Consider the following 22,094-nt stretch of genomic DNA (forward strand, 5'->3'; position numbering starts at 1 on the left):
CTGCTTACTGCCTCATGGCTGCCGTGGCGATAAACGCGCTCAGACAAAGGCATCCTCGCGCCTTTTAGCCCGCACATCGCTGCGCGCAATGCGATAAGCCTTGCGCGGATCGCCCACCACAAACTCAAAGGTTGGCGTGTAGTAAAATGGCAGCCAGCCGCCATAGCTGCTCTCCCACTCCCAACGGACGGGGCAGGGCCACAGAATGCCATCATACAAAAGATAGTAAACCCAGCGTCCACCAGGACGACGGGGGCGTGATGTTTTCATGGGATTCACAACGATAATGGTTAACAACAGCTTATATTTTGTACGCTAAAGCGTCAGCTTGCAACGTTACAGCCCTGCTTTATTGAACCTGGCCCTGAATTAGCGATGTACTTCGCCGCACAGCAGTACCACATTCGGTCTGACTTTATGAATGCGGTTCGCCATCGTTTCACAGTCGACCTTCGTCGGATAGATGCGCTCTGATACCGGCAGCGCCTCGCAGGCATCGTAGCCGCATGCGCTCACTAACAACACAAATCCTATCAACATAGATCCTCTCCTTTACACGGTCTGGTGGTCCGGACTGTGGTGCTTTTTTATCCCTTTTTTAACATCCAGTATAGACAAACGTGCCGGGGCGGCATTGTCAGTGTGAGCTATGGTCCGCCAGCCAGGGTGTGATGCGGCGGCCTGTAAGGTGTGTCAGAAGGGGCGGGCCTGACGCTAGCCTGCGAAATACCAGGCGGGCAGCAGCGCAATCAGGTTATTCAGCGTGTGCAGGAAGATGGGCAGCGCCAGACTGTTACTCCGCAGCCGGGCGTAACAGAGCAGTAGCGAAAACAGCGTCAGGGCGATAAGGGTCTGCCAGTGCACATACTGCGTATGCATCACCGCAAACAGCAGTGAGGTCAGCAGCATACAGGCAAAGCGGCTCCGTGGCGCCCACAGCAGAAAGCCCTGCAACAGAAAACCGCGGAACAGCACCTCTTCAAACACCGGTGCGAGCAGCACGGCGGTGAGCAGCAGAATTAGCAGCGAATTGCGTCCCTGTTGGGCCTGCATCACCAGCCATCCTTCCGGCTGCATAAACTGCATCTGTGCGGCCATCAGAACAAATAGCGCGCCAGTAAACAGCAGAGTTTGCAGCGTGCAGAGTTCACCCAGCGGCAGGTCGGTGCGGCGCTGGCAGTAAAAGCGGTAAAGCGGATAGATAACAGCAAATTCAAACAGGCAGAGCACCGGCACCAGCAGGCCGTCATTACGCAGCACGCTGTAATTAGGGAACAGCGTGATCAGCATGGTAACCAGGTAATAGACCACAAAGCTGCCGACGTAGAACAGCGTCAGTGTCACTCTGTCGGAATTGGTATTCATAGGCGACTCTGCCAGCGAAGGTTAGCGCATAGTAGCAATGCACCAGATCGCTGTCGAGTCAGCCTGTAACACAATATTTAAGCGCAAAATGTTAACCGCAGACTAAACACCCGCGCCCGCGAGCCGATAACTGAGGAAACTAATCTGGTCAGCACTGCATGTTGTATTGCAGGCCCGTCATCTCAAACTCTGACTGTGTAGTGAGCACTCTTAATGACTTCTAACCCTCCGGCGCCACCCTCGCCTCCATTCAGTCATGCCGCTGAAGACCGCACTGTCCGCTTTACGCGGCGCAGCCTGCGCACGCTTTCGCTGCTGCTGTTTGGCGTGCTGGTGCTCTCGATGCTGATGGTGCTGACGATTGCGCAGCGGCAAAACAGCGTATCGGTTGAGCATGACCAGTTGCTGATGCAGCAGGCGTGGAAAAATCGTCAGGAGGCGATGGTCACGGATATCCGGGATTATGCGTTCTGGGGCGAAGCCTGGCGCAATCTCCATGTCAGGGTCAACAAAGTCTGGGCTTATGACGAAGAGAACTTTGGTCCGGGCCTCTACGAAGAGTATCACTATGAGGGCGTATTCGTGGTCGACGGCAACGGTCACACCACGTACAGCGTCATTAATGGGCAGCTGGTGGATACGCCGCTGGAAGCCTGGCTGGGAAAAGAGGCTCCAGCGCTGATTGCGGCGGCACGTCAGCGCAACGACGCGGCGATAACCCGTGATGCGCTGATTAATCATCTGCCCGCCATTGTGGTTGCCGCCCCCATCGGCAGCGGCAAACTGACGAATATGCCGCCGATAGCGGGGCCAGCGTCAGTCATGGTGTTTGTGAATCTGTTCACCCCTGCCAAATTACAGGCGCTGGGCGCCACGCTGGATGTGCGCGAACTGCGCCTGCCCGTCAGTGCAGGGGATGCCCTGCGTGAACCGCGGATGGTGCAACCGTTACCCGGTGGCGATCTGATTGTGCTGCGCTGGACGCCAAAGATGCCTGGCATGGGCCTGGTCTGGTTTCTGTTGCCACTGCTGATGCTCATGGCGATCATCATAGGCATAATCACCCATCGCGTCAGCCGCCATGCGCTCTCTAATGCGATTCTCTCTGACCGGCGCTTTGCCCTGCTGGCGATCAGTCAGCAGGAGCTGGCCAACAGCGAAGCGCGGTTTCGCGATCTCGCTGAGGCAGCGTCAGACTGGATCTGGGAAACGGACGAAGAGGGTCGCCTCATCTACCTGTCAGCGCGCTTTCAAACCGTGACCGGCCACGATATTACACACTGGCTGGGCCGTCACATCGATCACCTCCTGACGCATCCCAGCCATTCGCTGGTCGCCTGGCTGCAGCGTCAGGAGGAGGAGGGGCAACAGATGCCACTGCGCTGTCAGTTTATGTCGGCGCACGGCAACCGCCGTATCGGCCAGCTGGTCGCGAAAACAATCTGGCATGAGGCGCGACGTATCGGGTTTCGCGGCACGGTATCGGACATCACTCAGAGCATGGAAGCCGAGGCGCGCATTCATTTTTTGTCGCGTCACGACGTCTTAACCGGCCTGTCGAACCGCGTACAGCTGCAGGAGTTTCTGACGCTCCACCTTGAGCTGCCTAATGGCGCTGCGCCGCTGACGCTGATTACCCTCGATCTCGATCAGTTCAGGCCGATTAATGAAACCTGGGGCCATGGGGCGGGCGATGAGGTGCTGAGCCAGATAGCGCAGCGTCTGAAGCGCTGTATCGGCCCGCAGGAGCTGGTGGCGCGGCTGAGTGGCGATGAGTTTGTGCTGGTATTGCGTGAAACGAACCGTGAGCGGGTCGATCAGCGTTGCGCACAGCTGGTGCACGAGGTTCAGCAGCCCATCAGCACCGGCCAGCATGTTCACTATCTCACCGTCAGCATGGGGATTGCCTGTGTACCGCAGGATGCCAGCCATCCGGAAGCGCTGCTGCAAATGGCTGATATCGCGCTGAATGAAGCGCGCGAAGCGGGACGCAATCAGTGGGTCTGGTATGCCAATGAGATGGCCAGTCAGCGTGAGGATAAGCGTGAAATGGCGCGGCGGATTGAGAAAGCGCTGAAGAACAATGAATTTCGCCTGCACTACCAGCCCCGCTATCAACTGCTGACGGGTCAGCTGGCAGGTGCCGAGGCGCTGATTCGCTGGCAGATTGCGCCGGATGAGTGGATTACCCCCGATCACTTTATTCCGCTGGCGGAAGAGAGCGGTCTCATCGCCACCATCAGCGACTGGGTGTTGATGCGGGCGTGTGAGGATGCGCTGGGATGGGGGGGCGATCGCTATGTTTCGGTTAATATTTCGCCAATGGAGTTCCGCACCAGCGATTTAGTGCAGCGGGTTGCGGATGTGCTGGCGAAAAGTGGCCTGCCAGCTACCCGGCTGGAGTTGGAGATCACGGAGAACGTGACCTTTGAACATCCGCAGCATGCGCTGGAGGTGATGCAGGGTTTACGGTCACTCGGGGTAAGGTTAACCGTTGATGATTTCGGCACCGGCTATGCGGCCCTGGGCTACCTGAAGACCTTCCCATTTAATGGGCTGAAGATCGATCGCTCCTGGATGAAAGATTTCCCGGAGTCGCAGCAGGCACAATCGGTGGTCGCGGGGATTATTGCGCTGGCACGCGCCTTTGCCCTGACAATTACGGCTGAGGGGATTGAGACAGAAGCGCAACTGAACCAGCTAAAACAGCTCTCGTGCGAAGAGGGGCAAGGCTACTTCCTCGGTCGACCGATGCCGCTGGCTGCATTCAGTACGCTTCTGGAAAGAACCGCGCAGAACCAGGCTGAACCCGTTTAACGGACTTTAACCGCCACGGCGGTCATCAGCATTGCGCAGACGACAAAAATAATCAGTTCCATCATGACCTCCACAGGGCTAAGACTATTCTTAATATTGTAGTGGTTCGCTGTGCTTTTTTTTAGGCAATGAGTGCGATTAATCTTAAAAGATGACCTGTGCCGCGACCCGTTTAATGCTGCTGTAACAACTTTACTTTTTAGGGGTTCAGGTCAGCAGGTGCGCTTTGCTACTCTTGGGGCAGGGTTTTACACGTCCAACAGGAGAATAAACGTGAAATTTTATGGAAAAGGGCTGCTGGTAGTGGGGCTGTTTGCATTAACCGCCTGTCAATCTGCCTCTAAGCCCGATACCGCCAGTGTGGCGCAGGATCCGGAAGCTGACCGCTGTGGTGCCTCTCAGTTTCAGAATTATGTCGGTAAACCGTTAACCGCGCTGCAGGGTCAGCACTTCGAACAGAAGGTACGCGCCATCCCCTATAATTCTGCCGTCACCATGGACTTCAACCTTAACCGGCTGAACTTCCTGGCTGACAAAAATGGCAATATCAGCTCAGTTTATTGTGGTTAACGGCAAAGATGTCATAGGTTTGTCATAACGGCAGGCGAGGATAGCAGCGCGTTTAAGAAACTTCCTCGTCACACAATAGATAGTGCTCGTCTTGTTTATTCCCGCCCCGGCGGGAATTTTTTTAGCGGCTTCGGGCCGTAACAGGAGCAGAGAAGATGAAACGCATAATCGGGGCACTTCTGCCCGCATTGTTACTCAGCAGCACACTGGCGCAGGCTTCCAGTGAAGAGGCCTGGCAAAAGAGCCGTCAGGTGATGGTGCAGGCCTGCATTAACGCCAGTCATCTGAGCAAAGTAAAGGTGCTGGGCGAGGCGATCGAGTATGACGACAATACGGGCTACAGCGCACTGTTGCTGGAGGGACGCTATCCCCAGCCGCAGATGAAAAATAAGCGTGGACGGGAGCTGTGCCTGTTTCAGCGCAGCAGCGGACGAGCCAGTATCAGCGAAGCGGATAAATTGCGCTGGGTGAAGTAGGTGGTGGGTTTACGCCTCCGGCTGCGTGTCGATCAACTGCGCCAGCAGGGTGCGATAACGCTGCAACTGCGTCTCGTCGCCTTCCACTTCCAGTTTATCGATAACCCGCGCAATAAGGGCTTTATTGGTGGCGGGTTCTCCCGCTTCCATTATTTCACGCAGAATCACCGCCAGCAGATCGGACTCAGGCGGTATTCGCCAGTCCGGGCTGTTAAAATAGTCGCTGATAGCACGGCTGGCGCTGTCAGGTTGTACTCTCATTACCCACCTCCGCTAAAACAAGACCCCCTCCCTTACACCTGAGCATAAGGGCGTTTAACCATAAAATAAGCTGGTTCGCCTCAGCGTAGCCGGACGGTCTGCACCGTTTTTTGCGGAGGATGTCGCGCCGATTAAAAAGATTGCCACACCGCCGCGGCTGGCGGTTTTTTAAACATAGAAGCGGGGGGGAAGAGTTGTCAGTAACAGAATGACATATTTTTCTATATTGACGGGGCGGGTCAGGGAAGATTGCGTCCGGCCAGACCATTGCCCGCGTGCTTCGCGCTAAAAACCCGGCGGGCTGGAAAATTTGCGCCGGTGATTGCGCTGAATCAAAGAGGAATCCGGTCTTTTGCCATTTGTGCCATGTTTTGTCGGTCACGCTGAGAATAGCCGCGTTAGACTGAGCATTCCCTCTCTTTAAAATATCTGCTCATGCCACGCACTATAGAACCCTGGAAGATAAACCTGATCTCGGTCTGGTTTGGCTGCTTTTTTTACCGGCCTGGCCATCAGTCAGATCATCCCGTTTCTGCCGCTCTACCTTGAGCAGCTTGGCGTAACCGGTGGCGAATCACTGAGCCTCTGGTCGGGTCTTACCTTCAGTATCACCTTTGTGGTTTCGGCGGCCGTAGCCCCGCTGTGGGGCAGTCTTGCCGATCGCAAAGGCCGTAAGCTGATGCTGCTGCGCGCCGCTTTTGGCATGGGCGTGGTAATTCTGCTACAGGCTTTTGTCACCGAAGCCTGGCAGTTGCTGCTACTGCGTGCCCTGATGGGGCTGACCTCCGGATATATTCCCAACGCCATGGCGCTGGTGGCCGCTCAGGTGCCGCGTGAACGCAGCGGTTGGGCGCTGAGCTGTGTCTCAACCGGTCAGATTGGCGGGGTGATTCTGGGACCGATGCTGGGCGGGCTGCTGGCAGACTGGGTCGGTTTGCGTACGGTGTTTATTGTCACCGCAGCGCTGCTGATGGTCAGCTTTCTGGTGACGCTGTTCCTGATCAAGGAGACCGGTTACACCCCGGTGAGTAAAAAGGAGAAGCTCAGCGGACGCGAGGTTTTCCGCTCGCTGGATAATCCAAAACTGATGCTCTGCCTCTTTTTCACCACCATGGTGATCCAGATGTGCAACGGATCGGTGAACCCGATCCTGACGCTCTTTGTGCGGGAACTGGCACCCACCGCTGAGAATATCGCTTTTCTTAGCGGGGTCATTGCCGCGCTGCCTGGCGTCTCTGCACTGCTGGCCGCGCCTCGTCTGGGACGACTCGGCGATCGCATCGGTACGCAGCGTATCCTGCTGGCAACGATGGTCATCTCGCTGCTGCTGTTTATCGCCATGTCGTTTGTCACCAGCACGACACAGCTGGGGGGTATTACGTTTTCTGCTGGGCTTTGCCGATGGCGCGATGATGCCCGCGGTGCAGACGCTGCTGGTGCGTCACTCGCGTGACAACATCACCGGCCGGATCTTCGGCTATAACCAGTCCTTTATGTATCTCGGCAATGTCGCGGGTCCGCTGCTGGGCGCCGCGGTGTCGGCGGTGGCCGGTTTCCGCTGGGTCTTTTTTGCCACCGCCGTGGTCGTGCTGATTAACGTGCTGTTTCTGAAGCGCTTTTACCGGCGTCCGAAGACAGCGCTGCCCGCGTCGGCTGGCAAATCGTCAGTTCAGCCTGCCAGCGCTGCTGAGTCAGTAAAAACTCAGGACTGACGCTGGGGCTCCAGGAGTCATCGCCGCCGACACCCATGTGGCAGGCATCCAGATGCAGCCAGCAGCCCGCTTCCGGACGCAGATGGTGGCGGTGTGATGCCTCTCGCAACTGCTCCAGGCTGAAACGGCTCAGTGAGAAAGCGAAATCGCCGCTGACCTGCCAGCTGCCGCTGTCGAGCTGACGGGTGCCGCAGCGCAGACCGTTCTCACCCGGGAAAACATAAGGCGTTGAGAGCTGATCCAGCGGCAGCTCCCAGCGGGAAAACTGCGCGGCCAGCTGGCGATCGGGATAGTTTTCATGCGGACCCAGGCCGAGCCAGCTCACCTGTTGTGGTATCTGCGTCAGCTCACAGCGTAATCCGATGCGCGCGGGCGGCGGCAATCCGCACGACTGCTCAACGGAAAGCTGCAACTGCAATTCACCCTGCGCATTGATCAGATAACGTTTACGGCTGATAAAGGCGATCTGGCCATTAGCGAGCCAGCTGTGCAGCGTCTCAATCTGCACCGCCTGTGGCAACGCATTCGCCGTCATCGACACCAGCTGGCTGCTCATCTGCTCATAACCCGCTGCTTTCCAGCGCTCGACCCAGGCATTGGGATCAACCCGTTCCGCTTCGCTGGTGCCGATGTCATTGTCCAGCGGGGCGCGAATAAAGCAGTCCTGAAGCGGTGAAAGCAGCGTGGGCTGTTCATCCACAAACCACTGCGTCAGTTCGCCGCTGTGGCGTGAAAAATGCCAGCGTTGCTGCTGATGGGTGATGACAATCTCACGTGTATCATCATGCAGGCCCGGTGCTTCGCCGCTCTCCGGCTTTGATGGCAGCGCCAGCGACGAGGGCAGCGCCCATTGGTGCCAGGCGACACGCCAGCCAGCGGCGCTCCATTGGGTCGGTTGAATCTGATGAACCGCGACGTTCAGCCAGCATTCGCCCTGTAACGCTGGCGGTGACGGCAGCGTGATCCGCTGCTGGCCCTGTGGAGCGATATCCAGCGGCACTTCTCCTTCCGTCACCACACGACCCGCCTGTTCGATGCGCCAGCGCAGCACTTCGTTGTCACTGTGGCGGAACAGATAGTCGCTGCTGACCGTAAAGCTCAGCGGATCGCCGGGATCGACGGCAAACTGCCAGAACTGCTGGGCGCACTGCGCCTCATAAAGCGCCGGATGCGGCGTGCGATCGGCAAGTACCAGCCCGTTCATACAGAACTGACGATCGTTGGGTTTATCGCCAAAATCGCCGCCGTAGGCCTGCCAGGGCTCGCCCTGATCGTCATAGCGGGTCAGGCTCTGATCAACCCAGTCCCAGACGAAGCCGCCCTGCAGACGCGGGAACTGGCGGAAGGCCTGCCAGTACTTAGCAAAACCGCCAAAGCTGTTGCCCATGGCATGCGCGTACTCACACAGGATCAGCGGACGCGTCTCACCCGGCAGACCGATCCACTTTTTCAGCGACCATTTCGGCACCGCCGGGAAGGGCTGATCTTCATCAACCCTGGCATACATCGGGCAGATGATATCGGTAGCAGCGGTATCCGCACCGCCGCCTTCATACTGAACCGGACGGGTTGGATCGCTGCTTTTTACCCAACGGTAGAGCGCATCGTGTGTGGCACCATGTCCTGACTCGTTGCCCAGCGACCAGATAATAATGCTGCAGTGATTACGATCGCGCTGCACCATGCGCGTCACGCGTTCGCTATAGGCGGCGAACCAGCGGGGATCATCGGAGAGCCGGTTCATCGGCTGCATGCCGTGGGTTTCGATATTGGCCTCATCCACCACATAAAGCCCATACTGATCGCACAACCGGTACCAGAGCGGATGATTAGGATAGTGTGAACAGCGCACCGCATTAAAATTGTGCTGCTTCATCAGCTCGATATCGCGGCGCATCGTCGCCTCATCCACCACCTGACCGCGCTCCGGATGATGTTCATGACGGTTGGTGCCACGGATCAGCAGCGGTTTGCCGTTCAGGCAGAGCAGGCCATTATCGATGGTGACCTGACGGAAGCCGACATCATAGGCTTCCACCTCGATCAGCTGTTGATTCTCATCCAGCAGCGCCAGCGTGGCGCGATAGAGATGGGGTGTTTCGGCACTCCACAGCGCAGGCTGTTCCACCGGCAGGCTGAGCAGGGCGCGTTCGGGATAGTGACCCCGCTCGTCAATAATGGCACTGCCCAGCGGCTGCTGACACTGAGCAATCTGCTGTTTACCCTGCCACAGCGTCAGACGCAGCTGATAGCGCGAACTGACGTCAGCTGGCAGAGCAACACGAACCCGGGCACGCAATTCGGCACGGTAAAACTCCGGGCTGAGCCGGGTTTCCAGCTGAACGTCGGCCAGATGCACCTGCGGTTTATGCATTAACGTGACATCACGGAAAATACCGCTCATTCGCCACATATCCTGATCTTCCAGATAACTGCCGTCGCTCCAGCGCAGCACCATTACTGCCAGCCGGTTTTTGCCCGGCCGCAGATAAGGCGTCAGGTCGAATTCAGCGGGCAGACGACTGTCCTGAGAGTAGCCAATCCAGTGTCCGTTGCACCACAGGTGAAAGGCCGAGTTTACGCCGTCAAAAATGATGCGTGTCTGCCCATTATCCAGCCAGGCTGCGTCAGCGCCGAATGTGAGCGAGTAACATCCGGTTGGATTCTCTGTGGGTACCAGTGGAGGATTGACCGGAATCGGATACTGCACGTTGGTATAAATGGGCGCATCGAAGCCGTGCATCTGCCAGTTGGCCGGAACCGGAAGGGTCGTAGTGTCCGGCAGATCCTGCAGTAACCAGCTGGCCGGGACCGCTTCAGGCTGCGTAAAATAACGGAAACCCCACTCTCCGTTGAGGCTCTGCAGTGACGCCGAGGGGCTGTCATCCCGCGCGGCTACTTCATCTCGCCAGCTGGCGAATGGCGGGTGCGCATCCAGCCGATGCAGCGAGGTCACGACCGGATTTTCCCAGTCGCGCCGGGAGAGGATGTCACTGAAAGCAGCCTGAGAGAGAGTCATGTTTATATCCTGTAAATGTAATGCGCTCACAATGCGCAAAATTACGCCGCCTGTAAAGTGTTCACCCTCCCGATTTGCACAAATAATTTGTGCTGTAATCCAGCCGGGATGTTGAGATTGTGCCGCCTTAATGGTGGTAAATCGTTAAGTCTGGTCAGCAAAGATGAATAGTCGCCGGATGCGGAAGAATCTCACTTGTCGCCATGCAGGTGGCTCCATACACTCAGCCCGATTTCATCACCCTGAGGTAGATATGGTACGAATCTTTAAGCTGGCTGCCGTTGTGGCATTGGTTACTGCATTAAGCGGATGTATTTTCCCGCCTCCAGGCGGCGGTGGCGGTGGCTGGGGCGGACACGGCGGCGGACCAGGCCGCGGATTTGTCGATCCTCGCTAAGCAAAAGACCGATTTCGGGCGGGCGAAACGTTTAACCATAGCGTTGATTGCAGGGAAAACGTTTCGCTCGCAAGGTTAGCCGGAATCGTCTGAGCAGACGGTGAGGAATGCGAGCTAACTCACTGAAAAAAGTAGCGGTTACCCTCTGTTTTTTTAACCAGCGTGGTGATAATTTCAGCTTTTCTCCACCGCTGAGATAACAGCATGAAAAATCTGATTGCTGAATTGCTGGTAAAGCTGGCTGAAAAAGAGGCGACAGCCAAAGAGCAGATGGCGCAAATCGAAGCGCTGGAGATTGTTGTTACCGCACTGGTTCGCAAGCTGGAGCCGCAACAACATCTGGCTATAACCACCAGTATTGAAACCGCAATAGACAATGTGGCCGATGCCGGAGATGAAAATGCGCAACTGCTGCGCAATTACATCGAAAAGTTACTCCGCCATCCTCGTCAGTAACAATCCCAGTGCCAGACTGGAATGGGATCTTCACATCACTTTGACCTGAAACATTTTCCGCTTTGCTTATTCGCTGCCAGAATAACAAAGGACAATCCACTGTGGAGATAACAAGATGAAAGTCGGTTTAATGGCGATGATGATGGCGGGCCTGCTGGTCAGTGGACTGGCCGGTGCGGCGGAAAAGACCCCGCAGCAGGAGAAGATGACGATGTGTAACCAGCATGCTAAATCACAGGATCTTAAAGGGGATGCGCGCAAAACCTTTATGAGTGAATGCCTGAAAAAGGACAGCAAGCTGTCGCAGATGTCACCGCAGCAGATGAAAATGAAAAGCTGTAACGGCGAAGCTGGTGATAAAAAACTGGCGGGCGATGCGCGTAAAACCTTTATGAGCCAGTGCCTGAAAAAAAGCTGATTATCCCCACGGCCACGCAGGTGGCCGCTTCTCCTTCCCGCGCAGTGCTGATTAAATTCCATTCTATAACAGCATGTTAACCTTCTGATAAGCATTCATCGCCAGGCTTCCCGGTTCTTTTGCCACACTTAATGTTTGTGGGGATTTGCGCAGCACTCTGTTTTGCCGCGCAGCACAAGACAAGAACCGTTAAAGGAGCCATGTCGTGAACTATCAATTTACCGTCGACCTGAACGATCTGCCCCAGCGCCAGCCGGTTAAAAAAACGCTCGGCGAGGTGGAAGTGTTGCTGATCCGCGAAGGCGACAATGTACGTGCTTATCAGGCGAAATGCCCGCACGCAGGCGCGCCGCTGGAGCAGGGCGCGATTTGCGGCGATCGGCTGGTCTGTCCTTGGCACAAAGCCGCGTTTAATCTGGCCAGTGGAAAAATGTGTGAACCGCTGGCGTTAGCCGATCTCAAACAGTATCCGCTGCGCATTGAAGAGGGCCGGGTGCTGGTGAATCCGAAAGCGATGTCGCCCGCGGCGCCGATTGGCAGTGGGGCAGCCGCACCGGTCTATGTGGTGCTCGGTGGTGGGGCGGCGGGCAGCGCGGCGCTGTGGCGTCTGCGCCATGAAGGCTTTAAAGGCCGCGTGATTCTGGTTGAGCGGGAAGCGGATGCGCCTTACGACCGCACCGCGCTGACCAAATTTGTGCCGTCGGGCAAAATGGATATCAGCGAGGTGCCGCAGCTGCTGAAAGCGGATGTGATGGACCACGTTGAACGACTTCAGGCTACGGTGAGTCGCCTGGATGCTCAGCAGCAACGGCTGATCTTTGAGGATGGCGAGACGCTCGCCTTCGACAAACTGCTGATCGCCAGCGGCGCGACGCCAGTCCGCCCCGATTTGCCGGGCAGCGATCTCGATGGGGTTCATCTGCTGCGCAGCAAAGCGCAGACCGATGAGCTGCTTCAGTCGGTGGATGCCAGCCATAAAATCGTGATTATCGGCAACAGTTTTATCGGCACCGAACTGGCGTCGGCGCTGCGTAATCGTGACATTGACGTGACGGTAATCGCCCGACAGGCGTTGCCCTTTGCTAAACAGTTTGGCGATCAGATTGGCCGCTATTTCTATCAGCTGCATGAGCAGAACGGCGTGAAGTGGGTGCAGGGCGAGATCGAAGCCTTACAGGGCGACCAGCGGGTGAGTGGCGTGCAGCTCAAGGGCGGACGGTTGCTGGACGCGACGGTGGTGCTGTTTGCCACCGGGGTCGAACCGGCTACCGACTTTATCCACGATCTCCCGCTGGCAGAGGATGGCAGCCTGCAGGCGGATGAGCAGTTGCGGGTCGCTGACAATATCTGGGTGGCGGGAGATATCGCCACGTATCCGTCGGCACAGGGGCCGCTGCGCATTGAGCACTATCGCGTCGCGCATCAGCAGGGACAAACCGCCGCATGGAATATGCTGGACCAGACCGTCGCGTTTGATCGTGTGCCGTTCTTCTGGACTACGCAGTATGGCACCCGTTATGAGTATCTGGGCCATGCCAAAGAATGGGATTCATTCCAGCTGATTGGCTCGCTGGAGGATAAAAAGTTTATGGCGTTTTATGGCCAGCAGGGGAGGCTGGCGGCAATCTGCTCATGCGGCATGTATACGCTGACCGCTGAGCTGGTGGAGCGGATGCAGCAGCCGATGACGTTTGCCGACGCGGTGGCGCTCTGTCAGGAACAGATCCGTTAATATCTGTTAAGCTGGAGGCAAGGCGGGCCAGCGTGCGGGGCCGCCTTGCACATCCTTTGTTGAGCGGTTAGCTGCGGCTCAGTTTCTCTGACTTCGCCATGCACTGCAGCATCGCTTCCATCACCGCCGAGCGCATGCCTTTCTCTTCCAGCACTTTCACCGCTTCGATGGTGGTGCCGCCCGGAGAGCAGACCATATCTTTGAGTTCAGCCGGATGTTTTCCGGTGGTCAGCACCATCTGCGCCGCCCCTTTCACCGCCTGTGCAGCAAACTGATAGGCCTGAGCGCGTGGCATGCCGCCCAGTACGGCCGCATCGGCCATCGCTTCGATAAACATAAACACGTAGGCCGGCGCAGAACCGCTGACGCCGACCACGGAGTGAATCAGATATTCATCCACCACGGCCGCTTTGCCGAAGCTCTCAAAAATCGCTATCACCTCGTCGATTTCCGCCTGCTCAACCAGCACGTTGGGCGTGACCGAGGTCATGCCTTCGCTGACCAGCGAGGGAGTATTCGGCATCGCACGGACAATTTTACGATCGTAACCCAGCACCGATGAGAGCGAATCGAGCGTCACCCCAGCCGCAATCGACACCACCAGCGCCTCTTTTTTCAGGCTGCCTGTCAGCTCTTTTAAGACTTTCAGAATGACATTGGGTTTGACCGCGCCGAACAGGATGTCCACTTCACGCGCCAGCGCTTCAGCGCTCTCCGCTGCGTTAATGCCATACTGCTCTGCCATCGCCTGGTTGGTCTCTGCTTTGCGATCGTAAACGAAGATATCAGACGGGGCGATTTTGCCGCTGTTGACCAGTCCGCCGATAATGGCTTTCGCCATATTTCCCCCGCCGATAAACCCGATTTTCTTTGCCAGCATCGCCATCTCCTTAGGACATTATTCGTTTTTCTCAGTGAGCTAGCTTACTTCAGCCAGCCTGAATAACAAGTCAGCCGGGCGCAGGCTGGAAAGCACGCCGCAAATAAAATTTGCCATTTAAGGGGAACCCGGCAAGATCTTACTCTTCTCTGACTGTAAGGAATGATGATGTTTATCTGGGTCGATGCCGATGCCTGTCCGAATGTAATCAAAGAGGTGCTCTACCGCGCAGCCGACCGCACCGCAACTACCATCACTTTTGTGGCGAACCAGTTTCTGCGTGTGCCGCCCTCACCGTATCTGCGCACCCTGCAGGTGCCTGCCGGATTTGATGTGGCGGACAATGAGATCGTCAGACGTTGTCAGCCAGGCGATCTGGTGATCACCGCCGATATCCCGCTGGCAGCAGAGGTGATTGAAAAGGGTGCGGCGGCGCTGAATCCGCGCGGCGAGCGTTACTCACCGGCGACGATACGTGAACGCCTGACGATGCGGGATTTTATGGATACCCTGCGGTCAAGCGGCGTGCAGACCGGCGGCCCCGCGGCGATGAGTCCGCGTGACCGCCAGCAGTTTGCAAATGAGCTGGATAGCTGGCTCACCCAGCAGAAACGCTGAAGTTAAACGAAGCTGTCGTCGTCGTAATCGTTGCCGCCAAAATCATTGAGATCGCTGTTGTCGGCATAATTGCTGTCCCAGCCCGTATTCTGGTCGAGGAAGGCGTTGTCGTTACCGCCGTTAAAGGTATCGGCATTGTCATCGCCACCGTTGAAGGTGTTGAGATTGTCATTCACATCGGGCAGGGGTGGCTCATTGATGATATTCACAATCTCTTCCGGCTGTGAATGGTGGAACATGCTGGTCAGCATATCGGCCATCACCACACCGCCCGCCACACCCACAGCTGTCTGCAGTGCGCCGCCGAGGAAACCGGTGCCGCGTGGTGCAGGCGCTTGTGCAGGCGCATATTGCGGCTGAGCCGGTTGCTGTGGCGCACTGTTCCACGGTGACGATTGCTGTTGCTGCTGCACAGGCGGCTGCTGACGCGAACCGCTGCCAAACAGCCCGGACAGAAAGCCGCCGCTGCTCTGTGCAGGTTGCTGCTGCTGTTGCTGGGCCAGCTGGCTTTCCAGCGCTGATACTTTCTCATTGAGTTTTTTCAGCGCCGCTTCCTGAATCAGGATCGCCTGTGCCATGTAGTAAGGCGCGCCCGGCTGCGCCTGCAGATGGTGGTTAATCAGTTGTTCGGCAGCGGTATCGCGTGCCACGGTCTGGCTTTCAGCCTGTTTCAGACGGCTGAACAGCCCTTCGATCAGTTGTTGTTCTTCGCGTTGCATGATGACTCTCCTGTGGCGATTGTTACCAGTATATGTGGGCGCCAGCGTGAAAAGTAAAATCGGGGCAGTAAGCAAATATTGCCGACGCATTTTAGCCGCTCTTTTGCGGAGTTTTTATCGCTCTGTTACGGCCCTGATGCACAAAACGTGCATGCATTTCCCCCTTGAAAACACAAAGATTGTCGCTGTTCAGGGGACGAAAATGCGTAAATCGTGCCTGACAGGTAGAGGCCATAATAATTTCCAGTTATTATGCGTCGCATTAATAAGCTCACCATGCAGCCGCATCGCGCGGTCAGGCGGAGGAACGGCCCTGATGTCACTACCCATCTTTTTGATTGGCGCTCGCGGTTGCGGCAAAACCACGGTCGGCGAGGCGTTGTCGCGGGCGCTGGGCTACGCCTTTACGGATACCGATCACCATCTGCAACTCAGCACGCAGCGCAGTGTGACGGAGATTGTGGCAGAGGAAGGCTGGGAAGGTTTCCGCGCCCGTGAAACGGAATCGCTCAAAGCGGTGACGGCACCCGGAACCGTCATTGCCACTGGCGGCGGCATGATTCTGGCTGAAGAGAACTGCCGTTTTATGCAGGAGCAGGGCCAGGTGATCTGGCTTAGCGCGTCCCCCGAGGTGCTGGCAGAGCGGCTGGAAAGTGAACCTGAAGCGGCCCAGCGTCCGACCTTAACCGGCCGTCCGATTGCTGATGAGATGAGTGATGTGCTGCGTGAACGTGCGCATCTCTATCAGGCTGCGGCCCATCATCAGGTGAATGCGATGCAATCGCCGGAATGCGTGGTAGAGGAAATTCTGCTGTCACTCTCCCTGGCGCGCGCCAGCTAACCCTCAGATTTTTCCCGCTTTGATCCCGCTTCAGACGGCATTGTCTATACTTATCCTATGACAGGCAGCGGCCTGTCCTGTGGAATGTTATTCAGACAAGAGGGACACAGTATGCCGACCAGACCACCGTATCCACGTGAAGCGAAAGTTGTGCCAGTTGAAAAGGGCACTGAAGGTAATAAAGTAACCTCTTACGAATTGCGTGCTGATCATCCCAAACCGAATTCATTAATCAGTGAGCACGAAACGGAAGAAGAAGCGCGTGACGCTAAAGCGCGCTACGAAGACGTTGAAAAAGAGTAAAGCTTCACTGCTGGCAGGGACGCCAGCCTGTTACACCGGATAACTGCTTATTACTGACCCGCCTGACGCTGTGCCTGAACCACGCCTCTTTTTTACTCCCACCTGCAGTCGATCGGGTTATTTAAGAAGCGAAATTGACGCAGATTTACTGTCGAATGCTCTCTGCGTATGCTTCTGTTCTGCACTCTCCTTGTCTCACCAGATAAAGCCCCGCTAATCATTTTTATCCCCTTATTTTCTCTGCTGCCGATCTCTGTGTGAGTCAAATTGTCGCTTGACCGATTCAGCGCCACGCTTTATTTTCATCAAACCAACAGAGGAACTTAGTTCCATATAGTGGAACACGTAACATGACCACACTTGAAAATGCTGCCGCCGTACTTCGATTGTTTCAGCACAAAGGTTTGACGCAGGGGCATGTTGGTCTCTCATTCAGTGAGGTGGTTGAGGCGTTAAACCTGCCAAAAAGCACCGTTTCGCGTCTGCTGGCCACCATGGAAAGTCAGGGGCTGCTGGAGCGGAATGCGGATACGCGCGGTTATCACATTGGTCGCGTATTGCTGGCTGCCGCCGGACATTATCTTTCGGCACCGCTGGTTGACAGCGTTTCAGCGGCGATGGTCAGGCTGGCTGCGAAGACCGGCTGCATGGGTTACGTGTCGAAGCTCGACGGGCGGGAAGTATTAGTGATGCGTATGTTTCATGGGCGTCACTTTACGCAGATGGTCACGCCGCCGGGCAGTCGGATGCCGGCTGCCGCGACCTCAACCGGCCGGGCGCTGTTAGCGCAGTTAAGCGATGAAGAGGTGCTGGCGCGCTTCCATGATCAATGGCAGGTCGCATCAGCGAACTCGCCGCAAAGTCCTGAGGCACTCTGTGCCAGACTGGCTGAGATCCGCCAGCAGGGCTGGTCACTGGCCCGAAATGAATCGCTGCCAGGCATCAGCTCGCTGTCAGTTATTGTTCATAACAAACATCATGGCGAAACGGTGGCACTCTGCCTGTCGTTTCCGTCTATGGAGTCTGAACCGGGTTTCCCGTCAGAGCTCCTTGAAGCATTACGCGCAACGGCCACTGAGATGACCGAAAAATATGGCGCGTAACTGCACACCGTTTTTATCGGCGTAGTACTTTCGCCACACCAGGGAAAACAAAGGCCTTCGGGCCTTTTTCTTTCAATCTGATCGCCACGTTTTACGCAGCACTCCGCTTGCCTGTGTCCGTCTCTCATTGCCTCCTGTATCGGTTCAGCATGCGGAGGGACGACCATCTGCAGTGGCTGTTGCAATCTCTGTGCGCATCAGAGCAGTGAAACTGATAACCGGCGTAAACCGGCCAGCAGGCGGGTAGACGTTATTTCATTTCTTCTGGACAAGGACTGGCGGGGACGTATGGAACGGGTAAATCCGATTAAGCACGTTGGCGTGGTACTGGTTTTAATTCTTCTTTCCATCGCGGGTGCCATTATTGGCATTCAGCTGATTACCACCATTGGCGTAACGCCTAACACCTCTATTATCGGCGCGCTGTTTGCCATGTTGCTGGCGCGTATTCCGCTGCAGGCATTTCGCCGTTATCGTTCAATTGAAATCCAGAACCTGGCGCAGACCGCCATCTCTTCTGCCACCTTTGGGGCGGCGAACAGTCTGTTGATGCCGATTGCCGTGCCCTGGGCGCTGGGTGAACCGCAACTGGTCCTGCCGCTGTTCTGTGGCGTCAGCGCCGCGATTCTGCTGGATGCCTGGCTGCTCTATCGGCTGTTTGATACCCGCGTCTTTCCGGCCAGTAATGCCTGGCCACCGGGCGTTGCAGCAGCGGAAGCGATCAAAGCGGGTGATAAAGGCGGACGCCAGGCGTGGCTGCTGGTGCTGGGCATCGTGGGTGGCGTCGTCGGTGCCATGCTGAAGATCCCGATGTCTGCCTTCGGCACCGCGTTTATCGGCAATATCTGGGCGCTGTCGATGCTTGGCATCGGTTTTCTGCTGCGTGCCTATGCGCAGCCGGTGGCCGGTATTGATATTAATGCGCTCTATATTCCGCATGGCGTGATGGTCGGTGCCGGTCTGGTGGCGCTGATTCAGGTCGTGATGGTGATCCGCAGCCGCAAAAATGATGCGCTGGTGGTGAGCCGTAATGGCAATGAGGTGCAGCGGGCGCTGGGTTTCGGCAGCGTGGGTTATATCGTGATTTCGGCGCTGCTGGCGCTGGCGGGCGGCCTGTGGAGTGAGATGGGCATCGCGATGCTGCTGCTGTTTGTTCTTTATGCCGCGTTTGCTGCTTTCGCCCATGAACTGATTGTCGGCATTGCCGCTATGCACTCCGGCTGGTTCCCGGCCTTTGCCGTGGCGCTGATTACGCTGATTATCGGCATTCTGATCGGCTTCCCACCGCTGGCGCTCTGCCTGCTGTGCGGCTTTACTGCTGCCACCGGTCCGGCGTTCGCCGATATGGGTTATGACCTGAAGGCGGGCTTTATCCTGCGCGGCAACGGTGCCGATCTGCAGCAGGAGCTCTGGGGACGTCGCATTCAGCTCATCGCAGCTATGATCGCCTTTGTTGTGTCGATTCCGCTGGTCTGGTACGCCCATACCTTCTTCTTTGCTGACAACCTGCTGCCGCCTGTAGCCCGGGTGTATGCCAAAACCATTCAGGCGGGTGCTGAGCCAGGTATCGCCGGGAATCTGCTGATGTGGGCGATTCCGGGGGGCCATTATCCAGTTGATCGGCGGGCCGAAACGCCAGCTGGGCGTGCTGCTCGCCACCGGTTTATTAATTAATAACGCCATGGCGGGCTGGGCAGTGGTGGTGGGGATCGCCTTACGCATCGTAATCATCCGGATCTGGGGCGAGCGGGGCCGGTCGCCTATGGAGGTGATGGCGGCAGGCTTTATTGCCGGTGATGCCCTCTACAGCTTCTTTCATTCGCTGTTTGCCAGCAGCAGCAAGAAATAAAGGATAAAGCATGAGTTTGCAGCAGACCCTGGCGGTTTTTGAGTTACTGGATAGCGCCCACATTGACGGACAGCAGGTGGTGGATCTCTTCGCGGCGTATCCTGATGTTGATGCCCGCTTTACCCGTGTCTCCGGTCCCAAAGGCCGCACCGATTTTGTGCGCATTGATATTCCGGGGACGCAGGGCAAATCAGGCGGCGGCAGTGCACCGACCCTGGGGATTATTGGTCGCCTTGGTGGCATCGGCGCTCGTCCTGGTCGTATCGGCATGGTGTCAGATGCGGATGGCGCGATCGCGGCCATTGCCAGCGCGCTTAAACTGGCGCAGATGCAGAGCAAAGGCGACAGGCTCGATGGCGACGTCATCATTACCACCCATATCTGCCCGGATGCGCCAACGCGGCCGCATCTGCCGGTCGATTTCATGGACTCGCCGATTGACGATATCACCATGAATGATAATGAAGTGGTGGCGGGTGTGGATGCAATTCTGTCAATCGACACCACCAAAGGTAACCGCATTATCAACCACAAAGGCTTTGCCCTGTCGCCGACGGTGAAAGAGGGCTACATCCTGCGAGTTTCGGAGGATCTGCTGCGCATCATGGAGATGACCAGCGGCCGTCCGGCGGTGACCTTTCCCATCACCACTCAGGATATTACGCCTTACGGCAATGGGGTTTATCACCTCAACAGCATTCTGCAACCTTCTACCGCCACGGATGTGCCGGTGGTGGGGGGTGGCGATCACTGCCGAGTCGGTGGTGCCGGGCTGCGGAACCGGCGCCAGCCATGAAGTGGACATTGCGGCAGCGGCGAAGTTTGCCATTGAGGTGGCCAAGGAGTTTGGTCGTGGAACCTGTCACTTCTACGACGCCGAAGAGTATGCGCGGCTGATTTCGCTCTATGGCAGCCTGGCGCATCTGCGTCACCGGAATCACTAAGATGACGAAACCACTGGTAACGCTGACTATCGGCCAGTCTCCGCGCAGCGATATTCTGCCGCTGCTGCGGCAGCATCTGCCGGATGCGCTGACCGATCACGCCGGTTTACTGGATGGACTCAGCGCGGCAGAGATTGCCGCACGCTTCGCGCCAGTAGCGGGCGACCGGGTTCTGGTGTCGCGGCTGCAGAGTGGCGAACAGGTGCGGCTGGCGGCCTCGAAAGTGGAGCAGGGATTGCAGCGCAAAATCAGTGCGCTGGAGCAGGCGGGCTACGTGACCATTCTGCTGCTCTGCACCGGTGAATTCAGCCGGCTCCGCACCCAGCGTGCGCTACTGCTGGAGCCGGATCGCCTGATTCCACCGCTCATCTGCGCCATGGTGCAGCAGCAGCGGGTCGGCATTGTCGTGCCGGTTGAGGAGCAGATTGTTGAGCAGGCAGGTAAGTGGCAGCAACTGCCCGCGCAGCCCTGCTTTGCGGTCGCCAGTCCCTATCAGGGCGATCAGGCAACCTTCGCCGATGCTGCAAACAGTCTGAAAGCGCAGGGCGCGGCGCTGGTGGTGCTCGACTGTATGGGTTATCACCAGCAGCATCGGATAGGGTTACAGCAGCGGCTGGGCGTACCGGTTCTGCTCTCTAATCAGCTGGTGGCGCGCCTGGCGGCGGAGTTGCTTCCCTGAGTGAAGAGATCACAAACGGCCATCATTTCGCGTGACAGATCAGCGGGTTCCCTTCTACACTGCCAGACACACAACATGTGCTCTGGAGAACTATTATGCTCAACGTAAGTGAGTATTTTGACGGAAAAGTTAAGTCTATCGGTTTTGACAGTGCGAGCACCGGACGTGCCAGCGTGGGCGTAATGGCTGAAGGCGAATACACATTCGGTACCGGCCAGCCGGAGGAGATGACCGTGGTCAGCGGCTCGCTTAAGGTATTATTGCCAGGTGAAACCGAGTGGAAATGGTTTGAAGCGGGTTCGGTGTTTAACGTGCCGGGTCACAGCGAATTTCATCTGCAGGTTGGCGAGCCAAGTTCCTATCTCTGCCGTTACCTGAAAGATTAAAAAAAATGGCCGCTTAGCGGTAATGCCAGTCAGTTAAGCGACAGGTGATAACGCAGTCTGGTGCCGGGCAGGGGCTGGCGGTCCTCGCGCCGCTGCGCGGTTCCTTCACTCCATTCCTCTGCCTGACGGACCGCCGGGGGATGGCACATCCTGTGCCGCCCCGCCTTTCGCCCGCGTCCTGCGGGCTCTCCTGGCAGACTCATTCTGTTCAGCGCTGCGGATTGCCTGCCCCAGCCCGGCCCCGGCCTGCTCTGAAACTTCAGTGTGTATTGTTAAAAAGGGCACGAGAGTGGAGGCCAGCGCGCCTCTGCTGCTGAAAGGGCTATCCGCAGCGCTGAGGCGTGACGACGAGCCAGAAGTCCACGCCGGGAAGCGTGGACAGTTCGGGGCCGGCCAGGGAGGGCCGATCCCCGAACGGTTCGTCGGCACGACGTCAAAGCCGAAGGTACCGCGTGAGCGGCGCGAGGACGGCCCGGCAGCAGCAGAGGTGCGCTGGCCCGCACTGAGGCTCGCTCGCCCGGAAAAAAGGCTGCCACGTCTGACCGTGAC

The 22,094-nt window shown here is 57.1% G+C and carries 20 protein-coding genes and 3 pseudogenes; 16 read left to right on the forward strand and 7 right to left on the reverse strand.

Annotation, left to right across the window (positions count from 1 at the left end):
* Positions 1 to 39: 39 nt before the first annotated feature.
* From JNO11_RS03600 to JNO11_RS03610, 3 genes are all read right to left on the reverse strand, one after another.
* Entirely contained in the window at positions 40 to 270 is a 231-nt protein-coding gene (locus tag JNO11_RS03600; protein WP_029519422.1) for a hypothetical protein, read from the reverse strand.
* Positions 271 to 369: 99 nt separating this feature from the next.
* Positions 370 to 540, reverse strand: a complete 171-nt coding sequence (locus JNO11_RS03605) for a hypothetical protein (RefSeq protein WP_003850083.1) — start codon at positions 538 to 540, stop codon at positions 370 to 372.
* 174 nt (positions 541 to 714) lie between these two features.
* On the reverse strand, positions 715 to 1,365 hold the full coding sequence (locus JNO11_RS03610) for a type II CAAX endopeptidase family protein (RefSeq protein WP_010255238.1): 651 nt from the start codon (positions 1,363 to 1,365) through the stop codon (positions 715 to 717).
* Positions 1,366 to 1,578: 213 nt separating this feature from the next.
* Between JNO11_RS03610 and JNO11_RS03615 the strand changes: the two genes are divergently transcribed.
* The 3 genes from JNO11_RS03615 to JNO11_RS03625 all read left to right on the forward strand — a co-directional run bounded on the left by JNO11_RS03615 (position 1,579) and on the right by JNO11_RS03625 (position 5,228).
* Positions 1,579 to 4,182, forward strand: a complete 2,604-nt coding sequence (locus JNO11_RS03615; protein WP_325176930.1) for an EAL domain-containing protein — start codon at positions 1,579 to 1,581, stop codon at positions 4,180 to 4,182.
* Between the two features lie 273 nt (positions 4,183 to 4,455).
* Complete coding sequence (locus tag JNO11_RS03620; RefSeq protein WP_010255242.1) at positions 4,456 to 4,752, forward strand: I78 family peptidase inhibitor; 297 nt, start codon at positions 4,456 to 4,458, stop codon at positions 4,750 to 4,752.
* 155 nt (positions 4,753 to 4,907) lie between these two features.
* On the forward strand, positions 4,908 to 5,228 hold the full coding sequence (locus JNO11_RS03625; protein WP_010255244.1) for a hypothetical protein: 321 nt from the start codon (positions 4,908 to 4,910) through the stop codon (positions 5,226 to 5,228).
* A gap of 9 nt (positions 5,229 to 5,237) precedes the next feature.
* On the opposite strand, the gene JNO11_RS03630 is transcribed toward JNO11_RS03625, so the two are convergent.
* Positions 5,238 to 5,489: a biofilm development regulator YmgB/AriR family protein gene (locus tag JNO11_RS03630; RefSeq protein WP_010255246.1), complete on the reverse strand. Its 252-nt coding sequence runs from the start codon at positions 5,487 to 5,489 to the stop codon at positions 5,238 to 5,240.
* Between the two features lie 447 nt (positions 5,490 to 5,936).
* Here JNO11_RS03630 and JNO11_RS03635 point away from each other — a divergent pair.
* Positions 5,937 to 7,201, forward strand: a pseudogene (locus JNO11_RS03635) (multidrug efflux MFS transporter).
* Here the strand turns inward: JNO11_RS03635 and JNO11_RS03640 are convergent.
* On the reverse strand, positions 7,083 to 10,220 hold the full coding sequence (locus tag JNO11_RS03640) for a beta-galactosidase (RefSeq protein ID WP_325176931.1): 3,138 nt from the start codon (positions 10,218 to 10,220) through the stop codon (positions 7,083 to 7,085). The pseudogene JNO11_RS03635 and the gene JNO11_RS03640 overlap by 119 nt on opposite strands.
* A gap of 253 nt (positions 10,221 to 10,473) precedes the next feature.
* On the opposite strand from JNO11_RS03640, the gene JNO11_RS03645 reads away from it, so the two are divergent.
* The 4 genes from JNO11_RS03645 to JNO11_RS03660 all read left to right on the forward strand — a co-directional run bounded on the left by JNO11_RS03645 (position 10,474) and on the right by JNO11_RS03660 (position 13,223).
* Positions 10,474 to 10,617, forward strand: a complete 144-nt coding sequence (locus tag JNO11_RS03645; RefSeq protein ID WP_164480391.1) for a hypothetical protein — start codon at positions 10,474 to 10,476, stop codon at positions 10,615 to 10,617.
* A 204-nt stretch (positions 10,618 to 10,821) separates the two neighbouring features.
* Positions 10,822 to 11,073: an anti-adapter protein IraP gene (gene iraP / locus JNO11_RS03650; protein ID WP_010255252.1), complete on the forward strand. Its 252-nt coding sequence runs from the start codon at positions 10,822 to 10,824 to the stop codon at positions 11,071 to 11,073.
* A 115-nt stretch (positions 11,074 to 11,188) separates the two neighbouring features.
* Positions 11,189 to 11,491 (forward strand): PsiF family protein, encoded by a 303-nt coding sequence (locus JNO11_RS03655; protein ID WP_010255256.1) that lies wholly within the window; start codon positions 11,189 to 11,191, stop codon positions 11,489 to 11,491.
* A 205-nt stretch (positions 11,492 to 11,696) separates the two neighbouring features.
* A complete protein-coding gene (locus JNO11_RS03660; RefSeq protein WP_325176932.1) occupies positions 11,697 to 13,223 on the forward strand; it encodes an FAD-dependent oxidoreductase in 1,527 nt (508 codons plus the stop codon).
* A gap of 67 nt (positions 13,224 to 13,290) precedes the next feature.
* On the opposite strand, the gene proC is transcribed toward JNO11_RS03660, so the two are convergent.
* A complete protein-coding gene (gene proC, locus JNO11_RS03665; protein ID WP_010255263.1) occupies positions 13,291 to 14,103 on the reverse strand; it encodes a pyrroline-5-carboxylate reductase in 813 nt (270 codons plus the stop codon).
* A gap of 168 nt (positions 14,104 to 14,271) precedes the next feature.
* Between proC and JNO11_RS03670 the strand changes: the two genes are divergently transcribed.
* Positions 14,272 to 14,721 carry a YaiI/YqxD family protein gene (locus tag JNO11_RS03670; RefSeq protein WP_010255266.1) on the forward strand — a complete coding sequence of 150 codons (450 nt, stop codon included), beginning with the start codon at positions 14,272 to 14,274 and terminating at the stop codon, positions 14,719 to 14,721.
* Between the two features lie 2 nt (positions 14,722 to 14,723).
* Here JNO11_RS03670 and JNO11_RS03675 read toward each other — a convergent pair whose 3' ends face one another.
* Positions 14,724 to 15,440: a DUF2076 domain-containing protein gene (locus tag JNO11_RS03675; protein WP_325176933.1), complete on the reverse strand. Its 717-nt coding sequence runs from the start codon at positions 15,438 to 15,440 to the stop codon at positions 14,724 to 14,726.
* Between the two features lie 316 nt (positions 15,441 to 15,756).
* Here JNO11_RS03675 and aroL point away from each other — a divergent pair, with 316 nt between their 5' ends.
* The 7 genes and pseudogenes from aroL to ppnP all read left to right on the forward strand — a co-directional run bounded on the left by aroL (position 15,757) and on the right by ppnP (position 21,545).
* Positions 15,757 to 16,281: a shikimate kinase AroL gene (aroL, locus tag JNO11_RS03680; protein ID WP_010255270.1), complete on the forward strand. Its 525-nt coding sequence runs from the start codon at positions 15,757 to 15,759 to the stop codon at positions 16,279 to 16,281.
* 111 nt (positions 16,282 to 16,392) lie between these two features.
* The gene (locus JNO11_RS03685) at positions 16,393 to 16,584 is read left to right on the forward strand and encodes a YaiA family protein (protein WP_010255272.1); all 192 of its coding nucleotides are present in this window, start codon (positions 16,393 to 16,395) and stop codon (positions 16,582 to 16,584) included.
* A 350-nt stretch (positions 16,585 to 16,934) separates the two neighbouring features.
* A complete protein-coding gene (locus JNO11_RS03690) occupies positions 16,935 to 17,687 on the forward strand; it encodes an IclR family transcriptional regulator (RefSeq protein WP_325176934.1) in 753 nt (250 codons plus the stop codon).
* Between the two features lie 288 nt (positions 17,688 to 17,975).
* Positions 17,976 to 19,536, forward strand: a pseudogene (locus JNO11_RS03695) (OPT/YSL family transporter).
* A gap of 10 nt (positions 19,537 to 19,546) precedes the next feature.
* A pseudogene (locus tag JNO11_RS03700) lies at positions 19,547 to 20,480 on the forward strand (DUF1177 domain-containing protein).
* 1 nt (position 20,481) lies between these two features.
* On the forward strand, positions 20,482 to 21,159 hold the full coding sequence (locus tag JNO11_RS03705; protein ID WP_325176935.1) for an AroM family protein: 678 nt from the start codon (positions 20,482 to 20,484) through the stop codon (positions 21,157 to 21,159).
* A gap of 95 nt (positions 21,160 to 21,254) precedes the next feature.
* Positions 21,255 to 21,545 (forward strand): pyrimidine/purine nucleoside phosphorylase, encoded by a 291-nt coding sequence (ppnP, locus tag JNO11_RS03710; RefSeq protein WP_009091800.1) that lies wholly within the window; start codon positions 21,255 to 21,257, stop codon positions 21,543 to 21,545.
* The last annotated feature ends 549 nt before the right edge of the window (positions 21,546 to 22,094 follow it).

This window comes from Pantoea sp. 1B4, from assembly GCF_016925765.1.
GTDB classification, from domain to species: Bacteria; Pseudomonadota; Gammaproteobacteria; order Enterobacterales; family Enterobacteriaceae; genus Pantoea; species Pantoea agglomerans.